General features: G+C 63.0%; 20 protein-coding genes. 9 read left to right on the forward strand and 11 right to left on the reverse strand.

What is annotated here, in order from left to right:
* Positions 1-20: 20 nt before the first annotated feature.
* From OIU37_RS27395 to OIU37_RS27405, 3 genes are all read right to left on the reverse strand, one after another.
* A complete protein-coding gene (locus tag OIU37_RS27395) occupies positions 21-176 on the reverse strand; it encodes a hypothetical protein (RefSeq protein WP_017957997.1) in 156 nt (51 codons plus the stop codon).
* A gap of 9 nt (positions 177-185) precedes the next feature.
* Positions 186-1,889 carry a potassium-transporting ATPase subunit KdpA gene (gene kdpA / locus OIU37_RS27400; protein WP_264259255.1) on the reverse strand — a complete coding sequence of 568 codons (1,704 nt, stop codon included), beginning with the start codon at positions 1,887-1,889 and terminating at the stop codon, positions 186-188.
* Positions 1,890-1,958: 69 nt separating this feature from the next.
* On the reverse strand, positions 1,959-2,048 hold the full coding sequence (locus OIU37_RS27405) for a K(+)-transporting ATPase subunit F (RefSeq protein WP_003547774.1): 90 nt from the start codon (positions 2,046-2,048) through the stop codon (positions 1,959-1,961).
* Positions 2,049-2,541: 493 nt separating this feature from the next.
* On the opposite strand from OIU37_RS27405, the gene OIU37_RS27410 reads away from it, so the two are divergent.
* Complete coding sequence (locus tag OIU37_RS27410) at positions 2,542-3,585, forward strand: NAD(P)-dependent alcohol dehydrogenase (protein WP_264259256.1); 1,044 nt, start codon at positions 2,542-2,544, stop codon at positions 3,583-3,585.
* 125 nt (positions 3,586-3,710) lie between these two features.
* On the opposite strand, the gene OIU37_RS27415 is transcribed toward OIU37_RS27410, so the two are convergent.
* The 4 genes from OIU37_RS27415 to OIU37_RS27430 form a co-directional block, all read right to left on the reverse strand.
* Positions 3,711-4,280 carry a DedA family protein gene (locus tag OIU37_RS27415; RefSeq protein WP_264259257.1) on the reverse strand — a complete coding sequence of 190 codons (570 nt, stop codon included), beginning with the start codon at positions 4,278-4,280 and terminating at the stop codon, positions 3,711-3,713.
* A gap of 43 nt (positions 4,281-4,323) precedes the next feature.
* Positions 4,324-5,685 (reverse strand): FAD-containing oxidoreductase, encoded by a 1,362-nt coding sequence (locus OIU37_RS27420; protein ID WP_180696697.1) that lies wholly within the window; start codon positions 5,683-5,685, stop codon positions 4,324-4,326.
* Positions 5,682-6,143, reverse strand: coding sequence for a DUF4126 family protein (locus OIU37_RS27425; RefSeq protein WP_264259258.1), 462 nt, complete (start codon positions 6,141-6,143; stop codon positions 5,682-5,684). The genes OIU37_RS27420 and OIU37_RS27425 overlap by 4 nt, the downstream gene beginning before the upstream one ends.
* 90 nt (positions 6,144-6,233) lie before the next feature.
* Entirely contained in the window at positions 6,234-7,421 is a 1,188-nt protein-coding gene (locus OIU37_RS27430; protein ID WP_012763286.1) for an acyl-CoA dehydrogenase, read from the reverse strand.
* Positions 7,422-7,594: 173 nt separating this feature from the next.
* On the opposite strand from OIU37_RS27430, the gene OIU37_RS27435 reads away from it, so the two are divergent.
* On the forward strand, positions 7,595-7,933 hold the full coding sequence (locus OIU37_RS27435) for a cupin domain-containing protein (protein WP_182208268.1): 339 nt from the start codon (positions 7,595-7,597) through the stop codon (positions 7,931-7,933).
* Positions 7,934-7,985: 52 nt separating this feature from the next.
* Here the strand turns inward: OIU37_RS27435 and OIU37_RS27440 are convergent, their stop codons facing one another.
* Positions 7,986-8,939: a LysR family transcriptional regulator gene (locus OIU37_RS27440; protein ID WP_182208269.1), complete on the reverse strand. Its 954-nt coding sequence runs from the start codon at positions 8,937-8,939 to the stop codon at positions 7,986-7,988.
* Positions 8,940-9,113: 174 nt separating this feature from the next.
* Here OIU37_RS27440 and OIU37_RS27445 point away from each other — a divergent pair, with 174 nt between their 5' ends.
* The 7 genes from OIU37_RS27445 to mmsB all read left to right on the forward strand — a co-directional run bounded on the left by OIU37_RS27445 (position 9,114) and on the right by mmsB (position 16,311).
* Positions 9,114-10,319, forward strand: coding sequence for an ABC transporter substrate-binding protein (locus tag OIU37_RS27445; RefSeq protein WP_264259259.1), 1,206 nt, complete (start codon positions 9,114-9,116; stop codon positions 10,317-10,319).
* A gap of 5 nt (positions 10,320-10,324) precedes the next feature.
* Positions 10,325-11,107 (forward strand): ABC transporter ATP-binding protein, encoded by a 783-nt coding sequence (locus tag OIU37_RS27450; protein WP_180696701.1) that lies wholly within the window; start codon positions 10,325-10,327, stop codon positions 11,105-11,107.
* Positions 11,107-11,808, forward strand: coding sequence for an ABC transporter ATP-binding protein (locus OIU37_RS27455; RefSeq protein WP_168312197.1), 702 nt, complete (start codon positions 11,107-11,109; stop codon positions 11,806-11,808). The genes OIU37_RS27450 and OIU37_RS27455 overlap by 1 nt, the downstream gene beginning before the upstream one ends.
* A 4-nt stretch (positions 11,809-11,812) precedes the next feature.
* Positions 11,813-12,700 carry a branched-chain amino acid ABC transporter permease gene (locus OIU37_RS27460; protein WP_003547797.1) on the forward strand — a complete coding sequence of 296 codons (888 nt, stop codon included), beginning with the start codon at positions 11,813-11,815 and terminating at the stop codon, positions 12,698-12,700.
* A 1-nt stretch (position 12,701) separates the two neighbouring features.
* Complete coding sequence (locus OIU37_RS27465; RefSeq protein ID WP_171604804.1) at positions 12,702-13,691, forward strand: branched-chain amino acid ABC transporter permease; 990 nt, start codon at positions 12,702-12,704, stop codon at positions 13,689-13,691.
* A gap of 133 nt (positions 13,692-13,824) precedes the next feature.
* Positions 13,825-15,420 (forward strand): GMC family oxidoreductase, encoded by a 1,596-nt coding sequence (locus OIU37_RS27470; protein ID WP_180696703.1) that lies wholly within the window; start codon positions 13,825-13,827, stop codon positions 15,418-15,420.
* A gap of 9 nt (positions 15,421-15,429) precedes the next feature.
* Positions 15,430-16,311, forward strand: a complete 882-nt coding sequence (gene mmsB / locus OIU37_RS27475; RefSeq protein WP_180696704.1) for a 3-hydroxyisobutyrate dehydrogenase — start codon at positions 15,430-15,432, stop codon at positions 16,309-16,311.
* A 19-nt stretch (positions 16,312-16,330) separates the two neighbouring features.
* Here the strand turns inward: mmsB and fhuB are convergent, their stop codons facing one another.
* Genes fhuB through OIU37_RS27490 form a run of 3 tightly spaced genes read right to left on the reverse strand, consistent with a single transcriptional unit; the run spans position 16,331 to position 19,979 of the window.
* Complete coding sequence (gene fhuB / locus OIU37_RS27480; RefSeq protein ID WP_264259427.1) at positions 16,331-18,319, reverse strand: Fe(3+)-hydroxamate ABC transporter permease FhuB; 1,989 nt, start codon at positions 18,317-18,319, stop codon at positions 16,331-16,333.
* Positions 18,312-19,196: an ABC transporter substrate-binding protein gene (locus tag OIU37_RS27485; RefSeq protein WP_171604806.1), complete on the reverse strand. Its 885-nt coding sequence runs from the start codon at positions 19,194-19,196 to the stop codon at positions 18,312-18,314. The genes fhuB and OIU37_RS27485 overlap by 8 nt, the downstream gene beginning before the upstream one ends.
* A 3-nt stretch (positions 19,197-19,199) precedes the next feature.
* Positions 19,200-19,979, reverse strand: a complete 780-nt coding sequence (locus tag OIU37_RS27490) for an ABC transporter ATP-binding protein (RefSeq protein ID WP_264259260.1) — start codon at positions 19,977-19,979, stop codon at positions 19,200-19,202.
* Between the last annotated feature and the right edge of the window lie 31 nt (positions 19,980-20,010).

Genomic DNA, 20,010 nt, shown 5'->3' on the forward strand with positions numbered 1-20,010 from the left:
GATGGCGAACCGGAAGCCGGTCAGCCCTGTAAGATTTTGAAGATGGCGGCGATGACGAGGAGGCCTGCCATCATCACCAGGATGATGTCGGAGGCGCGGGTCGTCGGGCCATTCCCTCGTCCCGGCGCACCGGGACGAGGGTGGAAGGCGTTGCGAAGCCTGTGACGGAGGATCATGGCATCACCTCAGAAGGTCTGGCCGGCGATCATGACCAGCTGCTCGACGACAGGGCCGAGCGCCAAGGCCGGGAAGAAGGTCAGGCCGCCGACGATCAGGATCGTACCGACAAGCAGGCCGACGAAGAGCGGACCGTCGGTCGGGAAGGTGCCTGCCGATGCGGGAACCGTCTTCTTGGCGATCAGCGAGCCGGCGATGGCAAGGGCCGGGATGATGACCAGGAAGCGGCCGGCGAGCATGCCGATGCCGAGCGTGATGTTGTACCAGGGCGTATTGCCCGTCAGGCCGCCGAAAGCCGAGCCGTTGTTGGCCGCAGCCGAGGTATAGGCATAGAGGATTTCGGAGAAGCCGTGCGGGCCGGCGGTGCCGATCGAGGCGACGGCGGAAGGCAGCACCGTGGCGATCGCGGTGAAGACCAGCATGGCGAGCGGCAGGCAGAGGATGGCGAGAACGGCCATCTTCATTTCCTTCGCCTCGATCTTCTTGCCGAGATATTCCGGCGTGCGGCCGACCATCAGGCCGGCGACGAAGACGGCGACGATGATGAACAGCAGGATGCCGTAGAAGCCCGCGCCGACACCGCCGACGATGATTTCGCCGAGCTGCATGTTGATCAGCGGGATGAGGCCGCCAAGCGCGGTGAAGCTGCCATGCATGGCATTGACTGCGCCGCAGGAGGCGGCCGTTGTGATGACGGCAAAGAGCGAGGACAGTGCGACGCCGAAGCGGACTTCCTTGCCTTCCATATTGCCGCCGCCAAGACCGAAAGCGTGCATCAGCGGGTTGCCGGCAGCTTCCGCCCAATAGGTGACGATGACGCCTGCGAGGAACAGCACGCCCATCGTGGCAAGGATCGCCCAGCCCTGGCGCTGGTTGCCGACCATGCGGCCGAAGACGTTGGTCAAAGCCGCGCCGATCGCGAAGATCGAGACCATCTGGATGAGATTGGAGATCGCGTCGGGATTTTCGAACGGATGGGCCGAATTGGCGTTGAAGAAGCCGCCGCCATTGGTGCCGAGCATCTTGATCGCAAGCTGCGAGGCGACGGGGCCGACGGCAATCGTCTGCTGCGCACCTTCGAGCGTGGTCGCATTGACATAGGGCCCAAGCGTCTGCGGCACGCCGAGATAGACGTAGACGATGGTCAGCACGATGCAGATCGGCAGCAGGATGTAGAACGTGCCGCGGATCATATCGACCCAGAAATTGCCGATCGCCTTGCCCGAAGCCCGTGCGAAGGCACGGATGAAGGCGACAGCGATCGCCATGCCGGTCGCGGCCGACAGGAAGTTCTGCACCGTGAAGCCGGCCATCTGGGTCAGATACGACATGGTGCTTTCGCCGCCGTAATTCTGCCAGTTGGTGTTGGTGGGAAAGCTGACGGCGGTGTTGAACGAAAGCTCCGGCGGGACGGCGGCCATGCGGGCCGGATTATAGGGCAGGATATCCTGGAAGCGCAGGAGCGCGTAGAGTACGAGGACGCCGAGCAGGTTGAACATCAGCATCGCGAAGGCATAGGAGGTCCAATGCTGCTCCTCGCGCTCGCTGGTGCCGGCAATACGGTAAAGTCCCCGTTCGATCGGAACGAGGACCGGAGAGAGGAATGTGCGCTCGCCATTGTAGACACGCGTCATGTAGCCGCCGAGCGGTTTGACGAGCACGAGGACGATCCCGCAGTAAAGCAGGATCTGAAGCCATCCGTTGAGGGTCATGGAGGTAAACTTTCAATACCCGGCTGCTTCTCGGTTGCGCATGCGCGACCTCAGAAGCGCTGGTTCTCTTCAAAAGCGTTCTGGGCGAAGGAGAGCGTAGGTGAGGTAAACGGTGAGAAACACGGTCACGGCACCGCTCAAGACATAATCGAGGGTCATCGTCGGTTCTCCTGTCAAAGCCTGTCGCAGGCTCGGGTGTAGGCAAAGCACAGCACGAAGAATATGATCGCGGTGCCAAGTAGAATGATATCCATCATGATCGTGACTCCTGTTGTTCTTGTTGGAGTCAGACAAGACAAAGGGCGCTGGGAGGCCGCCTTTCATGCTTTCTGGCGTGGAGATGATCTTTTCGATCTCTCGGCCATCAATATGGAGCCGAAGCGCATAAAGGTTCGAGACGGACGACGGGCCATCTATATAAAAATCTTATAAATGCCCTTACAGGGCCGCTCGCCGTCGGACCAGGCTGGCGCCGTTTTCGGGCGGGCCGCTGCCGGTGCTATATCCTCCGGCAGATCTGCTTGAGCATTTTATCATTTGTTGAGCAAAAGCCTTTTCAATCTGGTTGAATTGGGAAGGCTTCGGGCCTTATAGTCGGCTTCGACGCTGCCCGATGGAGTCATGGGCAAGCCACTAGGGAAGGAAACCGACGATGACCAAAGTCCGCGCGCTTGTCCTCGAGCGCCAGCATGAGCTTGCGCTCCGCGATATCGATCTGCCGCTCGAAACCGGCCCCGGCGAGGTGAAGATCAGGATCCACACGGTCGGCGTCTGCGGTTCGGACGTGCATTATTACACCCACGGCAAGATCGGCCCCTTCGTCGTCAACGCGCCGATGGTGCTCGGCCATGAGGCGGCGGGCACGGTGGTCGAGGTCGGCGCCGGCGTCACGCATCTGAAAGTCGGCGACCGCGTCTGCATGGAGCCCGGCATTCCCGATCCAAACTCCAAAGCAAGCCGGCTCGGCATGTACAATATCGACCCGGCCGTCACCTTCTGGGCGACCCCGCCGATCCATGGCGTGCTGACGCCAGAGGTCGTGCATCCCGCCAATTACACCTTCAAGCTACCCGACAATGTCAGCTTTGCCGAAGGCGCCATGGTCGAGCCTTTCGCCGTCGGCATGCAGGCGGCCACCAAGGCGAAGATTACGCCTGGTGATACTGCCGTCGTCCTCGGCGCCGGGCCGATCGGTACGATGGTGGCGATCGCGGCGCTTGCCGGCGGATGCGCCCGCGCGATCGTCGCCGATCTTGCCCAGCCGAAGCTCGATATTGCAGCACAATACCAGGGTGTCATTCCGGTCAATATCCGCGAGAAAAACCTGGCCGAAGAGATTGCCCGGCTGACCGACGGCTGGGGCGCCGATGTCGTCTTCGAATGCTCCGGCTCGCCGAAGGCCTGGGAGACGATCATGGCGCTGCCGCGTCCGGGCGGCGTCATCGTCGTCGTCGGCCTGCCGGTCAACCCGATCGGCTTCGACGTCTCGACGGCATCCACCAAGGAAATCCGCATCGAGACGGTGTTCCGCTACGCGCACCAGTATGAGCGCTCGATCGCGCTGCTCGGCTCGGGACGCGTCGATCTGAAACCGCTGATTTCCGAGACCTTTAAGTTCGAGGATTCGATCACGGCGTTTGATCGCGCCGTCGAGGCCCGGCCGAGCGACGTGAAGCTGCAGATCGTGATGGACTAGAGCATGATGCCGAAAAGTGTGATCGGTTTTCGGACGACATCATGCTCCAACTATATAATTTAGAACAGGATTCAGATTTTAGGCCGACCCGGCCTAAAATCATCCTGTTCTAGGACGCCATACCGCTACGAGTGTCTGGCGCTCAGTTTCATGTTGCGAAAGGCAAGAACCGCGGCTGCGACGACAGCCGCGGCTCCGACTGCGATCAGCAGATGGCGATGAAGCGGAAGGTGGCCCAATGTCTGTTGGATGCCGTGCCCGAAGAGATAACCGAGCGCCGTGAACAGCTGCCCCCACACCAGCGCGGCCACAGCATTCAGGATGATGAATTTTCCGGTCGCTATTCGTGTCGTCCCGATAACGATCGGGCTGATCGTCCGCAACCCGACCAGAAAACGAAACGCAAGGATGAAGCCGGTCGGATATCTTTCCAGAAGCCGGGTTACGCGCGCCAGCGCCGGTGTTTCCATCAGCCGGCGGACGAGACCCCATCGAGCGGCATAACGGCCGGCGAAGAACCAGATCTGATCGCCGGCGAAGGAGCCTGCCGTTGCCGCAAGCGACGCCGACCAATAGGTCAGCAGCCCGCGGTGGGAAATCACGCCGCCAAGGAAGGCGGCTGTTTCGCCTTCGAAGGCGGCGCCTAGAAATATCGCCAGCAGGCCATAGTGCTCGATCAGCAGTTCGATAGACACTCAGCCCGCCTCCAGCTGTCGATTTCGAAGCATCAATTCATAGCTAAACCGGCTTCAAATCCCCAAGCAGCGTCGGGATCAGCTCCGACACCGTCGGATGGATCGGCACCGACCATTGCAATGCGGGATAGGTCGTTCCTGCATTCATCGCATCTATGATGCCGTGGATCACCTCGTCGCCTTCGATGCCGAGGATCGCCGCGCCGAGGATTGCCTTTGTCTCGGCGTCGGCGATCACCTTCATGAAACCCTTGGTCTCGCCGCGCTCGTTGGCGCGGCCGACGCGGCTCATCGGTCGGGTCGAGATCATGATCCTTCGTCCCGAGGCACGCGCCTGCTTCTCCGTCATGCCGACACGGCCAAGCGGCGGGTCGATGTAGAGTGCATAGGCCGGGATGCGGCTCGAGACCTTGCGATCGTCGCCGTCGAGCAGGTTGGCGGCGGCGATCTCGAAATCATTGTAGGAGGTGTGGGTGAAGGCGCCGTGGCCGTTGCAGTCGCCGAGCGCCCAGATGCCGTCGACATTGGTGGCAAGCCCGTCGTCGACGGTAATGAAGCCGCGTCCGTCGGTGATGACGCCGGCGGCATCGAGGCCGAGATCGTCGGTGTTCGGCTTGCGTCCGGTGGCAATCAGCACATGGCTCGCATCGATCCTCGCTGAATCGGTGGCGACCGTTATTCCGTCGCTGCTGTTCGCGAAGGCGATGTCGCTGGCGCCGGTATGAATGTCGATGCCCTCCGAGCGCAGGACATCGGCGATCGCGTCGGATATATCCTCGTCCTCGCGCGATGCGAGCTTCGGGCCATGCTCGATGACGCTGACTTCGGCGCCGAAGCGGCGATACATCTGCGCGAATTCCAGTCCGATATAACTGCCGCCGATCACGGCCAGATGCCGGGGCAGCGTGTCGAGATGGATGATCGAGGTGCTGGTGAGATAGTCGATATTGTTGATCCCGGGCAGGTCGGGGATGACCGGCCGCGCGCCGACATTGAGGAAGATGCGCGGTGCGGTCAGCGTCTCGCCGTTGACGCTGACGGTCTTGGGATCCTCAAAACGGGCGTGGCCGTAAATAACGGTCATGCCCTCCATGCCGGTAAGCCAGCCGATCAAGCCGTTGCGGGCATTCATCGTCACGGTTTCGGCGCGCGCCCTAACCACCTTCATGTCGATGGCGATCTCGCCAGGGATATTGACGCCGTAAGCAGCGCTGTTTCTTGCGACATGGGCGGCGCGGGCGCTGGCGACCAGCGTCTTCGTCGGCATGCAGCCGGCATTGACGCAGGTGCCGCCGAGGAACTTGCGCTCGATCAGCGCCACCTTCATGCCCTTTTCGACCATCCTGGCGGCAAGAAACGGGCCGGCCTGGCCGGCGCCGATAACGATCGCGTCGAAACTTTTCATGCGACGGCCCCCACGATCAGCACCGCGCCGATGACGGCGACGGCATCCTCGATGAGAGCGGCCGGCAGATCCTTGCCGAAGGAGGCGGCAAGCCTGCTGCGGACGGCGGCGCCACCATATGTGCCGATGACGGCGCCGATCACGCCGGCGATCAGCCCGCCGAAAAGCAGGCTGCTGGCGGCACCGAGCGTGGCGCCGGCCAGCGCGCCCGTGACAATCCGGGCACCGAATTGCACCGGCACCTTACGCGACGGCGTCGATGGCAACTGGTCGGTGATCAGTTCGACGACGGCGAGGAGCGTGAGGATCCACGGCGTCCATTGGTAACCCATGAAGGCAAGCGGCGTCTGCGACACGTCGAACCATCCAAGCGCCGCGCCCCAGGCGACGGCGGCGGGCGCCGTCATGGCGCGAAGCCCGGCAATGACACCAATCAGCAATGCAAGAAGCAGAAACATGCATGATCCCCCTTTTGCCGGCTCTTGCCGTCGTGAGGGAAGGTTGCACATTGTCAGGCGCGTGGCAATTCGCCCTTTCGCGCCAATGCGCTAGTTCGCAAAGGCGGCAATGCCGGTGATCGCCCGACCGATGATCAGCGCGTGGATGTCGTGCGTGCCCTCATAGGTGTTGACCACTTCGAGGTTGACGAGGTGACGGGCAATGCCGAATTCGTCGGAGATGCCGTTGCCGCCGAGCATGTCGCGGGCCGCCCGCGCGATCTCCAGCGCCTTGCCGCAGCTGTTCCGCTTGAGGATCGAGGTCAGCTCCACCGGCGGATGGCCTTCCTCCTTCATGCGGCCGAGCCGCAGGCAGCCCTGAAGGCCGAGCGAGATCTCCGCCGCCATGTCGGCGAGCTTCTTCTGGATCAACTGGTTGGCGGCAAGCGGCCGGCCGAACTGCTTGCGCTCCAGCGTGTATTGCCGCGCTCTCGCATAACAATCCTCGGCAGCACCGAGCGCGCCCCAGGCGATGCCGAAACGAGCCGAGTTGAGGCAGGTGAAAGGTCCCTTGAGGCCGGTCACATCAGGCAGAAGGTTTTCTTCAGGTACGAAGACCCCGTCCATCACCACTTCGCCGGTGATCGAGGCGCGTAAGCCCACCTTGCCGTGGATGGCGGGAGCCGAAAGCCCTTTCCAGCCCTTTTCGAGGATGAAGCCGCGGATGAGGCCGTCCTCGGTCTTTGCCCAGACGACGAAGACATCGGCGATCGGCGCGTTGGAGATCCAGGTCTTCGAGCCGGTGAGGCTGTAGCCGCCGTCGACCTTTTTGGCGCGTGTCGCCATCGATCCGGGGTCGGAGCCGTGATCCGGTTCGGTCAGGCCGAAGCAGCCGATCCACTCGCCGGTGGCGAGTTTCGGCAGGTATTTCAGCTTCTGCGCCTCGGAGCCGAAGGTTTCGATCGGCACCATCACGAGCGAGGACTGGACGCTCATCATCGAGCGGTAACCGCTATCGACCTTTTCGACCTCGCGGGCGATCAGGCCGTAGGCGACGTAACCGAGGCCGGCGCCGCCATAATCCGGCGAGATCGTCGGGCCGAGCAGGCCGAGTTCCCCCATTTCGCGGAAGATCTCAGGATCGGTCTTTTCATTGCGGAAGGCGTCGAGAACGCGGGGCGCCAGCTTTTCCTGCGCATAGGCGTGTGCGGTGTCCTGCACCATGCGCTCTTCGCTGGTTAGCTGCTCCACCAGGCGGAACGGATCGGCCCAGTCGAAAACCTCGCGCGTATGCTGCATGGCCGCGTCTCCTCATCCCGATTCTGGCTTGCCTCGCTTAAGTTGGCCATAGACCCGCCAGCCCACCGCGTCAACAGAAGGGGCAGTCTCGAAAAGACGGGCCGCGCCATCTTTTCAAAAGCGTCGGCATGATCCACTTTGCCCGCGATCGATTCTGGAATGAGGAGGCGGAAATGTCGTCAAGCGATCTGTTCGTATCGGCCGAAGGCGCCGAATGGGTCAATCCCGAGCCCGGCGTCATCAGGCGCATCATGACCTATCTGCCCGAGATGATGCTGGTGGAAGTGGCCTTCGAAAGCGGCGCCGTGGGTGCGGCCCATTCGCATCCGCACATTCAGGCCAGCTACGTCGCCGAAGGCAGTTTCGAAGTGACGATCGATGGCCGGACCGAGGTGCTGAAACAGGGCGGCAGCTTCATCGTGCCCCCCAATCTGGTCCACGGTGTCAAGGCGCTGGAAAAGGGCCGACTGATCGATGCATTCACCCCGCACCGGGCCGAATTCCTGAAATAGCGAGTATAATGCCGAAAACTGTGAGCGGTTTTCGGACGACGTCATGCTCTAATTAAATGTCCGATCTTGCCCGGCGCGCCGGGCCGGCGGCGGTGACATAGGGTGGCACAAAGCGCGCATCCTCGCCGCGCACCGCCTCGCGCAGGAAATCGATGACGGCGCGCACGCGCGGCGCCTGTTTCAGGTCACGGTGGCAGGTGATCCAGTAATGGCGCTTGAGGTCGATCTCTTCGGGCAGCACGCGCACCAGTTCGGGATAACGGCTGGCGAAGAAATAGGGCAGGATGCAGAGGCCGAGGCCGTTTCGAGTGGCGGTGAGCTGCGCAAAGATGCTGGAGCTCTGGAACTGCGGCTTGATGCGCGGGTGCACATCGCCGAGATAATCCAGGCCCGGCGCGAAGATCATTTCCTCGATATAGCTGACGAAGGGATGGTTGAGCAGGTCTTCGCGGCTGGTAATCGCAGGCGCCTTTGCCAGATAATCGCGCGAGCCATAGACCTGCAGGTGGTAGTCCGTCAGCTTCTCGGCGAAATAAGCCCCGCCCTTCGGCTCATCGAGCACGACGGAAAGATCGGCCTCCTTACGCGACAGCGACATGATCTGCTGGATCGTCACCAGTTCGAGCGAGAGATGCGGATGCTGCGCGGCAAACTGCGGCAGCACGGTTGCGAAGAAGAAATTGGCAAAACCCTCCGGCGCGCTCAGCCGCACAAGGCCGCGCTGCGCCATCGAGCCGTCGGCGAGGTCGGCGCGCAGCCGCTCGGTCTCCTGCTCCATTCTTTCGGCCGTCTCGACGAAGCGCGTGCCCATGGCGGTCAGCACATAGCCGCGCGGATTGCGCTCGAACAGCTTGACCTTGAGGGTGAACTCCAGCCGGTCGATGCGGCGTGAGACGGTGGCGTGACTGGATCGCAGCTGGCGCGCCGCGGTCGACAGCTGTCCAGTGCGGGCGACGGCTAGAAAAAACTGCAGATCGTCCCAAGTAAACTGCGGTGGATTGTTCATCGCGATCTTCTCTGTTCAAAAACGAACAGATACTGTTTGGAATTAGTTGTAAATCACCCGTTGCCTCAGGGCGGAATTTCCGTGATCGTAAGGTGAGGGTCCGTCGTTCTGAGGAGTGCGACTGGCCAAATTTGAACAGATCCGCAATTTGGCCAATCTCTGGGAGGAGAGAATATGCGAAAGAATCTCATTGCATCAGTTGCATTTCTGCTTGCGAGCAGCACAGCGGTGCTCGCGCAGAGCGCGACCGACGGCAAGGTCAAGATCGGCATCCTGAACGACCAGTCGGGTGTCTATGCCGATTTCGGCGGCAAGTCCTCCGTCGAAGCCGCCAAGATGGCGGTCGAGGATTTCGGCGGCAAGGTGCTCGACGTTCCGGTCGAGATCGTTGATGCCGACCACCAGAACAAGCCTGATATCGCCTCCAACATCGCCCGCCAGTGGTACGACACCGAGCAGGTGGATGCGATCATGGAACTGACGACGTCGTCGGTGGCGCTCGCCGTGCAGGCGATCGGCAAGGAGAAGAAGAAGATCGACATCGTCACGGGTGCTGCGACGACCGATCTCACCGGCAAGGCCTGCTCGCCTTACGGTTTCCATTGGGCCTACGACACCCATGCACTCGCTGTCGGCACCGGCGGCGCGCTCGTGAAGCAGGGTGGCGACAGCTGGTTCTTCCTGACGGCCGACTATGCCTTCGGCTACTCGCTGGAGCAGCAGACCAGCGACTACGTCAAGGCGAGCGGCGGCAAGGTCGTCGGCGCCGTCCGCCATCCGCTGTCAAGCCAGGACTTCTCGTCCTTCCTGCTGCAGGCGCAATCATCCGGCGCCAAGGTGATCGGCCTTGCCAATGCCGGCCTCGACACCTCGAACGCCATCAAGCAGGCGGCCGAATTCGGCATCACCCAGGGCGGCCAGCATCTGGCGGCACTGCTGTTCACGCTCGCCGAAGTCCATGGCCTCGGCCTCGAAGCGGCGCAGGGGCTGACGCTGACGGAAGGTTTTTACTGGAACCGCGACGACGAAAGCCGCGCCTTCGCCAAGAAGTTCTTCGCCCGCACCGGCAAGATGCCGAACATGGTCCACACCGGCACTTATTCGGCGGTGACGCAATATCTGAAGGCGGTGCAGAAGGCCGGCACCGACGAAACGGAAGCCGTCGCCAAGCAACTGCATGAAATGCCGGTCGATGACGTCTTCGGCCGCGGCGGCACGGTCGGCGCCAATGGCCGCATGATCCACGATATGTATCTGCTGCAGGTCAAGAAGCCCTCCGAAAGCAAGGAGCCGTGGGATTATTTCAACGTGCTCGCTACCATTTCCGGCAAGGAAGCCTATATCGATCCCGCCAAGAGCGGCTGCGATCTGGTGAAGTAAGCACGATGGCGGTTTCCGCAATTGAAACTCAGGAAAAGCCGCGGGTGGTCTTGTCCGCCCGCGGTCTCCGCCGCGATTTCGGCGGCTTCACGGCCGTCAAGGACGTCGATCTGGATGTGCATGATGCCAGCGTCCATGCACTGATCGGCCCGAACGGCGCCGGCAAGACGACGGTCTTCAACCTGCTCACCAAGTTCCTGCAGCCGACCTCAGGCACCATCACCCTGATGGGCGTTGACATCACCAAAACGCCGCCCGACAAGGTGGCGCGCATGGGGCTGGTCCGCTCTTTCCAGATCTCGGCGGTCTTCCCGCATCTGACCGTTCTCGACAATGTGCGCGTGGCGTTGCAGCGGCCGAACAATCTTTCCACACAGTTCTGGCGGCCGCTTTCGGCACTCGACCGGCTGAACGAGCGCGCCGAGCAACTGCTCGCCAGCGTCGGGCTTTCCAAGGAGCGCGATCACATCGCCGCCGATCTTTCCTATGGCCGCAAGCGCGTGCTGGAGATCGCCACCACGCTGGCATTGGATCCGAAGGTGCTGCTGCTCGACGAGCCGATGGCCGGCATGGGGCAGGAGGATGTCGGCGTCGTCTCATCGATCATCCGCGAGGTCGCCCGCGACCGCGCCGTATTGATGGTCGAGCACAATCTCTCCGTCGTCGCCAATATCTGCCAGCATGTCACTGTTCTGCAGCGCGGCGAGATCCTCGCCGAGGGCGATTATGCCACTGTCAGCCAGGACGAGCGTGTGCGTGTGGCCTATATGGGCACGGAGGAGCATTGATGGCCACTCTCCTCGAAGTCCAGGGGCTCAATGCCTGGTACGGCGAAAGCCACGTCCTGCACGGCGTCGACATGCGCGTGGCCGAAGGCGAGACGATCACCATTCTCGGCCGCAACGGCGTCGGCAAGACGACGACGCTGCGCACCATCACCGGCATCGTGCGCTCCCGCAAGGGCAAGATCAGCTTTGACGGCAGCGATATGATGCAGGTGCCGCTGCATAAGACGGCGCATCGGGGCATCGGCTTCGTGCCGGAGGAGCGCGGCATCTTCTCGACGCTCACCGTTTCGGAAAACCTGCTGCTGCCGCCCGTCGTGGCAGGGGGCGGCATGACGCTCGACGAAATCTACGAGCTTTTCCCCAATCTCTACGAGCGCCGCGCCAGCCCGGGCACCAAGCTTTCCGGCGGTGAGCAGCAGATGCTGGCGATCGCCCGGATCCTGCGCACCGGCGTCAGGCTGCTCATTCTCGACGAACCGACGGAAGGGCTTGCCCCCGTTATCGTCCAGCGCATTGGCGAGGTGCTGAAGACGCTGAAAGAGCGCGGCATGACGATCCTGCTCGTCGAGCAGAATTTCCGTTTCGCCAGCCGTATTGCCGATCGCTTCTATCTGATGGATCATGGGCAGATGGTGTCGGAATTCCCGGTCGGTGAACTGCCGCAGCGCATGGATACGCTGCACAAGGTTCTGGGAGTATGACCAGATGACGATGATCTTCGGCATTCCCCTGCAGGCGCTGTTCGGCCAGCTGCTGATCGGCCTGATCAACGGCTCGTTCTATGCGCTGCTCAGCCTCGGCCTCGCCATCATCTTCGGCCTGCTCAGGGTGATCAACTTCGCCCATGGCGCGCAATATATGCTCGGCGCCTTCGTCGCCTACCTGCTGCTGACCTATGCCGGCATCGGTTACTGGCCGTCATTGATCCTGGCGCCCGTTATCGTCGGCCTTGCCGGCGCTATCATCGAGCGGCTGTTCCTGCGCCGGCTCTACGATCTCGATCCGCTCTACGGCCTGCTCTTCACCTTCGGGCTGGCGCTCGCGGTCGAGGGCACCTTCCGCTATCTCTACGGCTCTTCCGGCCAGCCCTATGCGACGCCGGCAGCGCTTGCCGGCGGGGCCAACCTCGGCTTCATGTTCCTGCCGATCTATCGCGGCTGGGTGGTAGTCGTCTCGCTTGTGGTCTGCCTCGGCACATGGCTGCTGATCGAGAAAACCAAACTCGGGGCTTACCTGCGTGCCGCCACCGAAAACGCCGTGCTGGTACAGGTCTTCGGCGTCAACGTGCCGGTGCTCTTGACGCTCACCTACGCGCTCGGCGCCGGTCTCGCTGCCTTTGCCGGGGTGCTCGCGGCGCCGATCTACCAGGTCTCGCCGCTGATGGGCTCGAACATGATCATCGTCGTCTTCGCCGTCGTCGTCGTCGGCGGCATGGGATCGATCATGGGCGCGATCATCACCGGTTATGTGCTCGGCATCGCGGAGGGCCTGACCAAGGTCTTCTATCCCGAGGCGTCCAACATCGTGATCTTCGTCATCATGGCGATCGTGCTTCTCATCAGGCCCGCGGGCCTCTTCGGACGGGATGCTTGACATGGCTGACATCACCGAAACCATCCAAACGGAAAAAAGCCGAACCGCCCTTTCGGTGCAGGCGGGTTTCCTGCTTGCAGGACTGCTGCTCCTGCTCTTGGCGCCGTTCTTTTTCTATCCGATCTTCCTGATGAAGCTGCTCTGCTTCGCGCTCTTTGCCTGCGCCTTCAACCTGCTGCTCGGTTATACCGGCCTGCTGTCCTTCGGCCACGCCACCTTCTTCGGCGGTGCCGCCTATTTCACCGCCTATACGGTGAAAGAATGGGGCCTGCCGCCGGAACTCGGCATCCTGATCGGCGTGGCGGGTGCGGCGTTTCTCGGTCTCGTCATGGGTTTCTTCGCCATCCGCCGCCAGGGCATCTATTTCGCGATGATCACGCTGGCGCTGTCGCAGATGTTCTTCTTCTTCTGCCTGCAGGCGGAGTTCACCGAAGGCGAGGACGGTATCCAGTCGGTGCCGCGCGGCCATCTCTTCGGTTTCATTGACCTGAACAGTTCGACCAACATGTATTATTTCGTGCTGGCCGTCTTTCTCGTCGGCATCTTGGTCATCTGGCGCTTTATCAATTCGCCCTTCGGCATGATTCTGAAATCGATCCGCGAAAATGAGCAGCGGGCAATCTCGCTCGGTTATTCCGTAGCGCGCTACAAGCTCGGCGCTTTCGTCATGTCGGCAGCGCTTGCCGGGCTCGCGGGCGCGGTGAAATCGATCGTCTTCCAGTTCGCGACGCTGACCGATGTCGCCTGGCAGATGTCGGGCGAGGTGATCCTGATGACGCTGCTCGGCGGCATCGGCACGCTGATCGGCCCGCTCTTCGGCGCCGGGCTGGTGGTGGTACTGGAAAACTACCTCGCCACCTCGGAATTCCCGGTGACGATCATCACCGGCATCGTCTTCATGGTCTGCGTGCTGATCTTTCGCCGCGGCATCATCGGCGAATTCTACGCCTCGCGGCTGGGGCGGAAACTCGGCTTCGTCTATCGCCGCTGAACGGGCGGACCTCTCTCTTTCCGGAAAGAATTACTCTTTCCCGGGAAAGAGACGGGCGGCGGCGCTGCGACTCTTCCTCTCCCCGCGCCGCGGGGAGGGGGAAGCGGCAAGCATCTGGAGTCTCATGCGGGGCATGGATCGTTACGACTATATCATCGTCGGGGCAGGCAGCGCCGGCTGCGTGCTCGCCAACCGGCTGTCTGCCGATGGCCGGAGCCGGGTGCTGCTGCTGGAAGCCGGTGGCAGCGACAACTACCACTGGATCCATATTCCGGTCGGTTATCTCTATTGCATCAACAATCCGCGCACCGACTGGTGCTTCACCACGGCGCCGGAAGCGGGATTGAACGGCCGGGCGCTGAGCTATCCGCGCGGCAAGGTGCTCGGCGGCTGCTCGTCGATCAACGGCATGATCTACATGCGCGGCCAGGCGCGCGATTACGATCTTTGGCGGCAGATGGGCTGCAGCGGCTGGGGCTGGGACGATGTTCTGCCCTTCTTCCGCAAGTCGGAGGATTTTTATCGCGGCGAAGACGAGATGCATGGTGCCGGTGGGGAATGGCGCATCGAGAAAGCGCGCGTGCGCTGGGCCGTGCTCGATGCCTTTCAGCAAGCTGCCAGGGAAGCGGGCATCCCGGAGACTGCGGATTTCAACCGCGGCAGCAACGAGGGTTCCGGCTATTTCGACGTCAACCAACGCTCCGGCATTCGCTGGAACACTTCGAAGGCCTTCCTGCGGCCGGCGATGAGGCGCTCCAACCTGACCGTGCTCACCAAGGCGCAGGTCCGGTGCCTGTTGGTGGAGGAAGGCGCCGTTGCCGGCGTCGAGTTCCAGCATCGCGGCGTGGCGAAGCGCGCCTATGCCGCCAAAGAAACCGTCCTTTCGGCCGGTTCGATCGGCTCGCCGCATATTCTGGAACTGTCCGGCATCGGCAGGGGGGAGGTTCTCCAGCGCGCCGGCGTCGATGTCGTCACCGAGGTCAAGGGTGTCGGCGAGAACCTGCAGGACCATCTGCAGCTGCGTCTGGCCTACAAGGTGACGGGGGTTCCGACGTTGAACGAGAAGGCGACGAAGCTGATCGGCAAGGCCGCGATCGGGCTCGAATATCTCGTCCGCCGCTCCGGGCCGATGGCGATGGCGCCGAGCCAGCTTGGCATCTTCACCCGATCGGGCCCCGACCGGGAAACGCCTGATCTGCAATATCACGTGCAGCCGGTCTCGCTGGAAAAGTTCGGCGATCCCGTCCACCCTTTCCCGGCAATCACCGCGAGCGTCTGCAATCTGAGGCCGGAAAGCCGCGGTTCGGTCCACCTGTCCAGCCCGGATTTTGCCGCTCAGCCGACGATCAGCCCGAAATACCTCTCGACGCAGCGCGATCGTGACATAGCTGTCCGTTCTATACGGTTGACGCGCAAGATCGTCGCACAGCCTTCGTTTGCCCGTTTCAGGCCGGAGGAATTCAAGCCGGGGCCTGCCTATCAGACAGAGGCCGATCTGGAGCGGGCGGCGGGCGAGATCGGCACGACGATCTTCCATCCTGTCGGCACCTGCCGCATGGGCGCCGACAGGGACAGCGTCGTCGATCCCCGGTTGAAGCTCAGGGCGCTCGGCAAGCTCAGGATCGCCGACGCCTCGGTGATGCCGTCGATCACCTCGGGCAACACCAATTCGCCGACGATCATGATCGCCGAAAAGGCGGCAGCAATGATCCTCGAAGACAATCGATAGGAGAAGACCATGGCAAGGATCGCATTCATCGGCCTCGGCAACATGGGTGGGCCGATGGCGGCCAATCTGGTCAAATCAGGTCACGAGGTCCTCGGCTTCGATCTCGCGGCTTCGGTGCTGAAGGCCGCCGAGGAGAGCGGCGTCAAGCCGGCAAGCCATGCCAGTCAGGCGGTCAAGGACGCGGAGATCATCATCACCATGCTGCCGCAGGGCAAACACGTGCTGACGGCCTGGACCGATATCCTGCAGTCCGCCGCGCAAGGCACGCTGGTCATCGATTGCTCGACCATCGATGTCGAAAGCAGCCGCACGGCGCATGAGATGGCCAAGGCCGCAAGCTGCCTGTCGCTCGACGCCCCGGTCTCCGGCGGCACCGGCGGGGCGAGCGCCGGCACGCTGACCTTCATGGCCGGCGGCTCGGAAGACGCCTTCGCCAAGGCAAAGCCGATCCTGGAGGCGATGGGAAAGAAGATCGTCCATTGCGGCGAGGCCGGCGCCGGCCAGGCAGCGAAGATCTGCAACAATATGATCCTCGGCATTTCGATGATCGGCGTCTGCGAAGCCTTCGTGCTCGCCGAGAAGCTCAGGCTCTCGCATCAGGCACTGTTCGACGTCGCCTCGACCTCATCAGGCCAATGCTGGTCGCTCAATACCTATTGCCCGGTTCCGGGGCCGGTGCCGACTTCGCCCGCCAACAACGGCTATAAGCCGGGTTTTGCCGCGGCTTTGATGCTGAAGGATCTGAGGTTGTCCCAGGAAGCGGCGCTGACGAGCGGCGCTTCCACGCCGCTCGGCGCGGAAGCAGCACAGCTTTTTGCGCTCTTCGAGAAGCTGGGCAATGGCGGAAAGGATTTTTCCGCGATCATCGAGATGTTCCGCGAGAAGGCGTAGGCACTAATCCCTTCCGCCATCATTGCTGAACCTCCTTTCGCGAAAGCAGCCAGATGAGATAGGGGCCGCCGATCAGGGCCGCGAAGAGGCCGACCGGCACCTGGTAGGGGTAGATGACGACGCGCGACAGCCAGTCGGCCGCCATGAGCACGCCGGCGCCGAAGAGAAGGCTCGCTGTCAGCTGGTGGCCTGGGGCGCGAAAGCCGGCAAGGCGGGCAAGATGCGGCGCGATGAGACCGGTCAGGCTGAGCGGCCCGACGAGGAAGGAGGCGATCGCCGTCATCAGCGCGGCGAGGACGGCAAGCGTCAGTCGGCTTGCCCCGACATGAAGGCCGGCAGCGCGGCCGGGGCCGGCGCCAAGCGGCAGGATCGTCAGCCAACGGCTCAGGAAGGGCAAGGGCGCTGTCAGCACGACGAGCGAGATGATGGCCGTCCATGCTTCGAAGGCGCCGGCGCGGTTGGTTGAGCCGGAAAGCCAGGTGAGCAGGATATAGCCACGCATATCGCCCTGGGCGAGCACGATCGTCACGATCGCCATGGCAAAGGCGCCGATGCCGACGCCGGCAAGCAGCATGCGTTCCGGCGAGAATTGGGCGCGGGCTGATATGGCGATCATCGCAAGGAAGGCGGCCAGCGCGCCGAGCGCCATGGCAAGCAGCATGATGACGGGCGAGGGGAAGCCGAAGAGGCAGAGCGCCACGGTCAGACCCGCACCGGCACCGCTGCTGACGCCCAGCACTTCGGGGCTGGCGATCGGATTGCCGGTGACGCGCTGCATGATGAAGCCGGCTGCCGCCAGCATGGCCCCGGCCCCGGCCGCCACGATTGTTCGCGGCAGTCGGAAGGGCAGGAGATCGGTCAAGAGCGAGCCGGTCGCAACATGCCAGCCGTCCTCGGCTGGGCCGAGGATGAGGACGATGGCAAAGATCAGGGCGAGGGCAATAAAGAGTGCGCCAAGAGCCAGAAGCGGCCTAACGAGCCTGTTCAGCGCTGCATTCGACTGGGCGGCAACGGCCGAAACGGAATGCACGCGCGGCAGCAGGCAGAGCAATAAGGGGCCGCCGAGCAGGGCGGTTGCGGCTCCTGTCGGGGCAAGATCGGTGAAGCCGGGGCCGAGGATCTGGGTGAGGCAATCGGTCAGGAAGAGCAGGCCGGCCCCAGTCAGCGGAGCTGTCAGCATCAGTCTGCCGGTGCTGCGCGCGCCGGCAAGCCTTGCGATTGCGGGGGCGGCGAGCCCGATGAAGCCGATCACGCCGACCACTGATATCACTGAGGCGGCAAGCCAGACGGCGAGCGCGACGATCGCCAGGCGGGTCGAATGCAGGGCAAGGCCGAGGCTCCTGGCGCCGCTGTCGTCGAGGGCAAGGATGCGGAGCGGCCGCACCAGCAAAAGAGCGGCGGCAAAGCCGAGGATAAGCCGGGGCCCGAGCGAGCGCGCGCCGTTCCAATCCTGCTGACTGAGCGAACCGGCGCCCCAGATGTAGATCGACATGGCATATTCGCCGCGCGAAAGGATCAGCGTGACGCTGAGGGCCGAGGCGATCAGGCTGACGATCAGGCCGGAGAGTGCCACGGTCACCGGATCGAGCCCGCGCCGCCAGCTCAAAGCCAGCACGATGGCAACAGCCGCGAGCCCGCCGCCGAAGGCGGCCATCTCGCGCGAAAATCCGATGAGCAGGGGCGAGAAGCCCATGGCCGCCGTCATTGCCAGTTCCGCCCCGGAGGCAATGCCGAGCGTGGAAGCATCGGCAATCGGATTGCGCAGGACACGCTGCAGCAATGTGCCGGAAAGGCCGAGCGCGGCGCCGGCGATCAGGGCCAACGCAGCCCGGGGCATGATGCTGTTCCAGAGCAGCACCCCGTTCAGCATGGCCGCATCGGCATCGTCGTGCGGAACCTCGGGACGTGTCGCGATGAGGAGTGCGAAGACAATGATGCAGAGTAAGGCCAGGATCATGCCGATAACGGGCGTGCTCGAGCTTCGCGCGGGCCTGGCGCGGCTAACCATTCCATGCATGGCTGAGCCCCTCCGCCAGAAGATCGGCAAAACGGGCAGCGGCCGGCAGTGCGCCATAGGGGTTGATCGAGCCGAGCATCAGCACGCGTTTCTCGCGCACGGCCGGCAACGCATTCCAGAAGCTGCTGGCTGAAAGCGTGGCGAGCGCATCGGCCGGCTGTGGCGGGATCATGACGATCCAGGCGTCGGGCATCGATGCCAATATCTCGATGCCGACGGGAGCTGCGGCCGAGTAGCTGGTCTGAGCCTGCCAGGCATTGGTGAGACCGACGCGTTTCAGCACCTCGCCGAACATGCTGTCGGAGCCGAAGACACGGAAATGCCGGGCATCGCCGAGATTGATCGGGATCACCGGCCGTCCGTCGCCGGCGGCAAAGACAGCCCGGTAGCGGTCGAGCCGGGCTGCAAGCTCTTCGGTCAACTGTCTCGCTGCGGCAAGCTGCAGACGCTCGCCGATTGCAACTGTGGCCTGTTCGGCCAGCGCAAAGGGGCTTTGGCCGGGCGTGTAGATCGCATGGCTTTCCACAGGTGCGACCCCGCGCATGCGTTCGTCTGCCCAAGCATAGAAGTTAGAGTTGAAGATCAGGTCCGGCCGTGCAAACCGCAGCACCTCGAAATTCGGCGTGCCGCGCAGACCGAGATCGGCGGTCGTGGCCGGCACGTCAGGCGTGACTGCCACCTCGCGGAATTGCCGCAGTTCGGTCGCCGCAACGACGTTCGCGCCAATTGCCAGCAGGGTTTCGAGCAGCGCCCAGTCGAGCGTTGCGACGCGTAGGCCCTCTGCCGCCCGCAAACGCGCGGGGGCGGAGAGCGAGGCCGCCGCAGCGGCCAGAAACTGCCTGCGGGAGAAGAACGCCAAAAAAGCCATGGCCTACAACAGATAGCTGACCGGTTCGTTTCGAACCGGATGCGGGAAGACGCCCATGCCGACGCCGAAGATCGACTGCAGCGTATCGGCCTGCATGATCTCGGTGGGCGTGCCCTCGGCCGTGATCCGGCCGCGATTGAGCGCGATGATCGCGTCACAATAGCGCGCGGCGAGGTTGATATCGTGCAACACGATGATGACGGTCAGCCCGCGTTCATGGCTGAGTTCCTTGACCAGCGAGAGAACGCTGGCCTGATGGGCGAGGTCGAGCGCCGACGTCGGCTCGTCGAGCAGCAGGCAGCGGGCGTCCTGGGCGAGCATCATGGCGATCCAGGCGCGCTGGCGTTCGCCGCCGGACGTGCTGGCGACGAGACGATCGGCAAAATCCTCGAGTTCGGTGCGGATGATCGCCTCTTCGACCATGCTGCGATCCATCGCGGTGAAGCGGCCAAGCGTGCCGTGCCAGGGAAAACGGCCGAGCGCCACAAGTTCCCGCACGGTCATCCCGTCGGTCGCCGGCGTGAATTGCGGCATATAGGCGACGTGCCGGGCAAAGGCCCGGCTGCCCCAGTCACCCGCCGGCTTGCCGTCGAAGGAGATGGCGCCGGATTTCGGCCCGACTTGGCGGGCGACGATCTTCAACAGAGTGCTCTTGCCCGACCCGTTCGGCCCCACCAGTCCGTAAATGCGGCCGCGCTCAAGCGTCAGGTCGATGCCGGACAGGATGGATTTCGGCCCGATGGCATAATCTATCCGCGAGAGGGCAAGGAAAGGCGAAGGCATGGTCTGCTCCAGGTTCGGCGCTGCAACGGGT

Source organism: Rhizobium sp. BT-226 (genome assembly GCF_025847085.2).
Classification (GTDB): domain Bacteria; phylum Pseudomonadota; class Alphaproteobacteria; order Rhizobiales; family Rhizobiaceae; genus Rhizobium; species Rhizobium sophorae.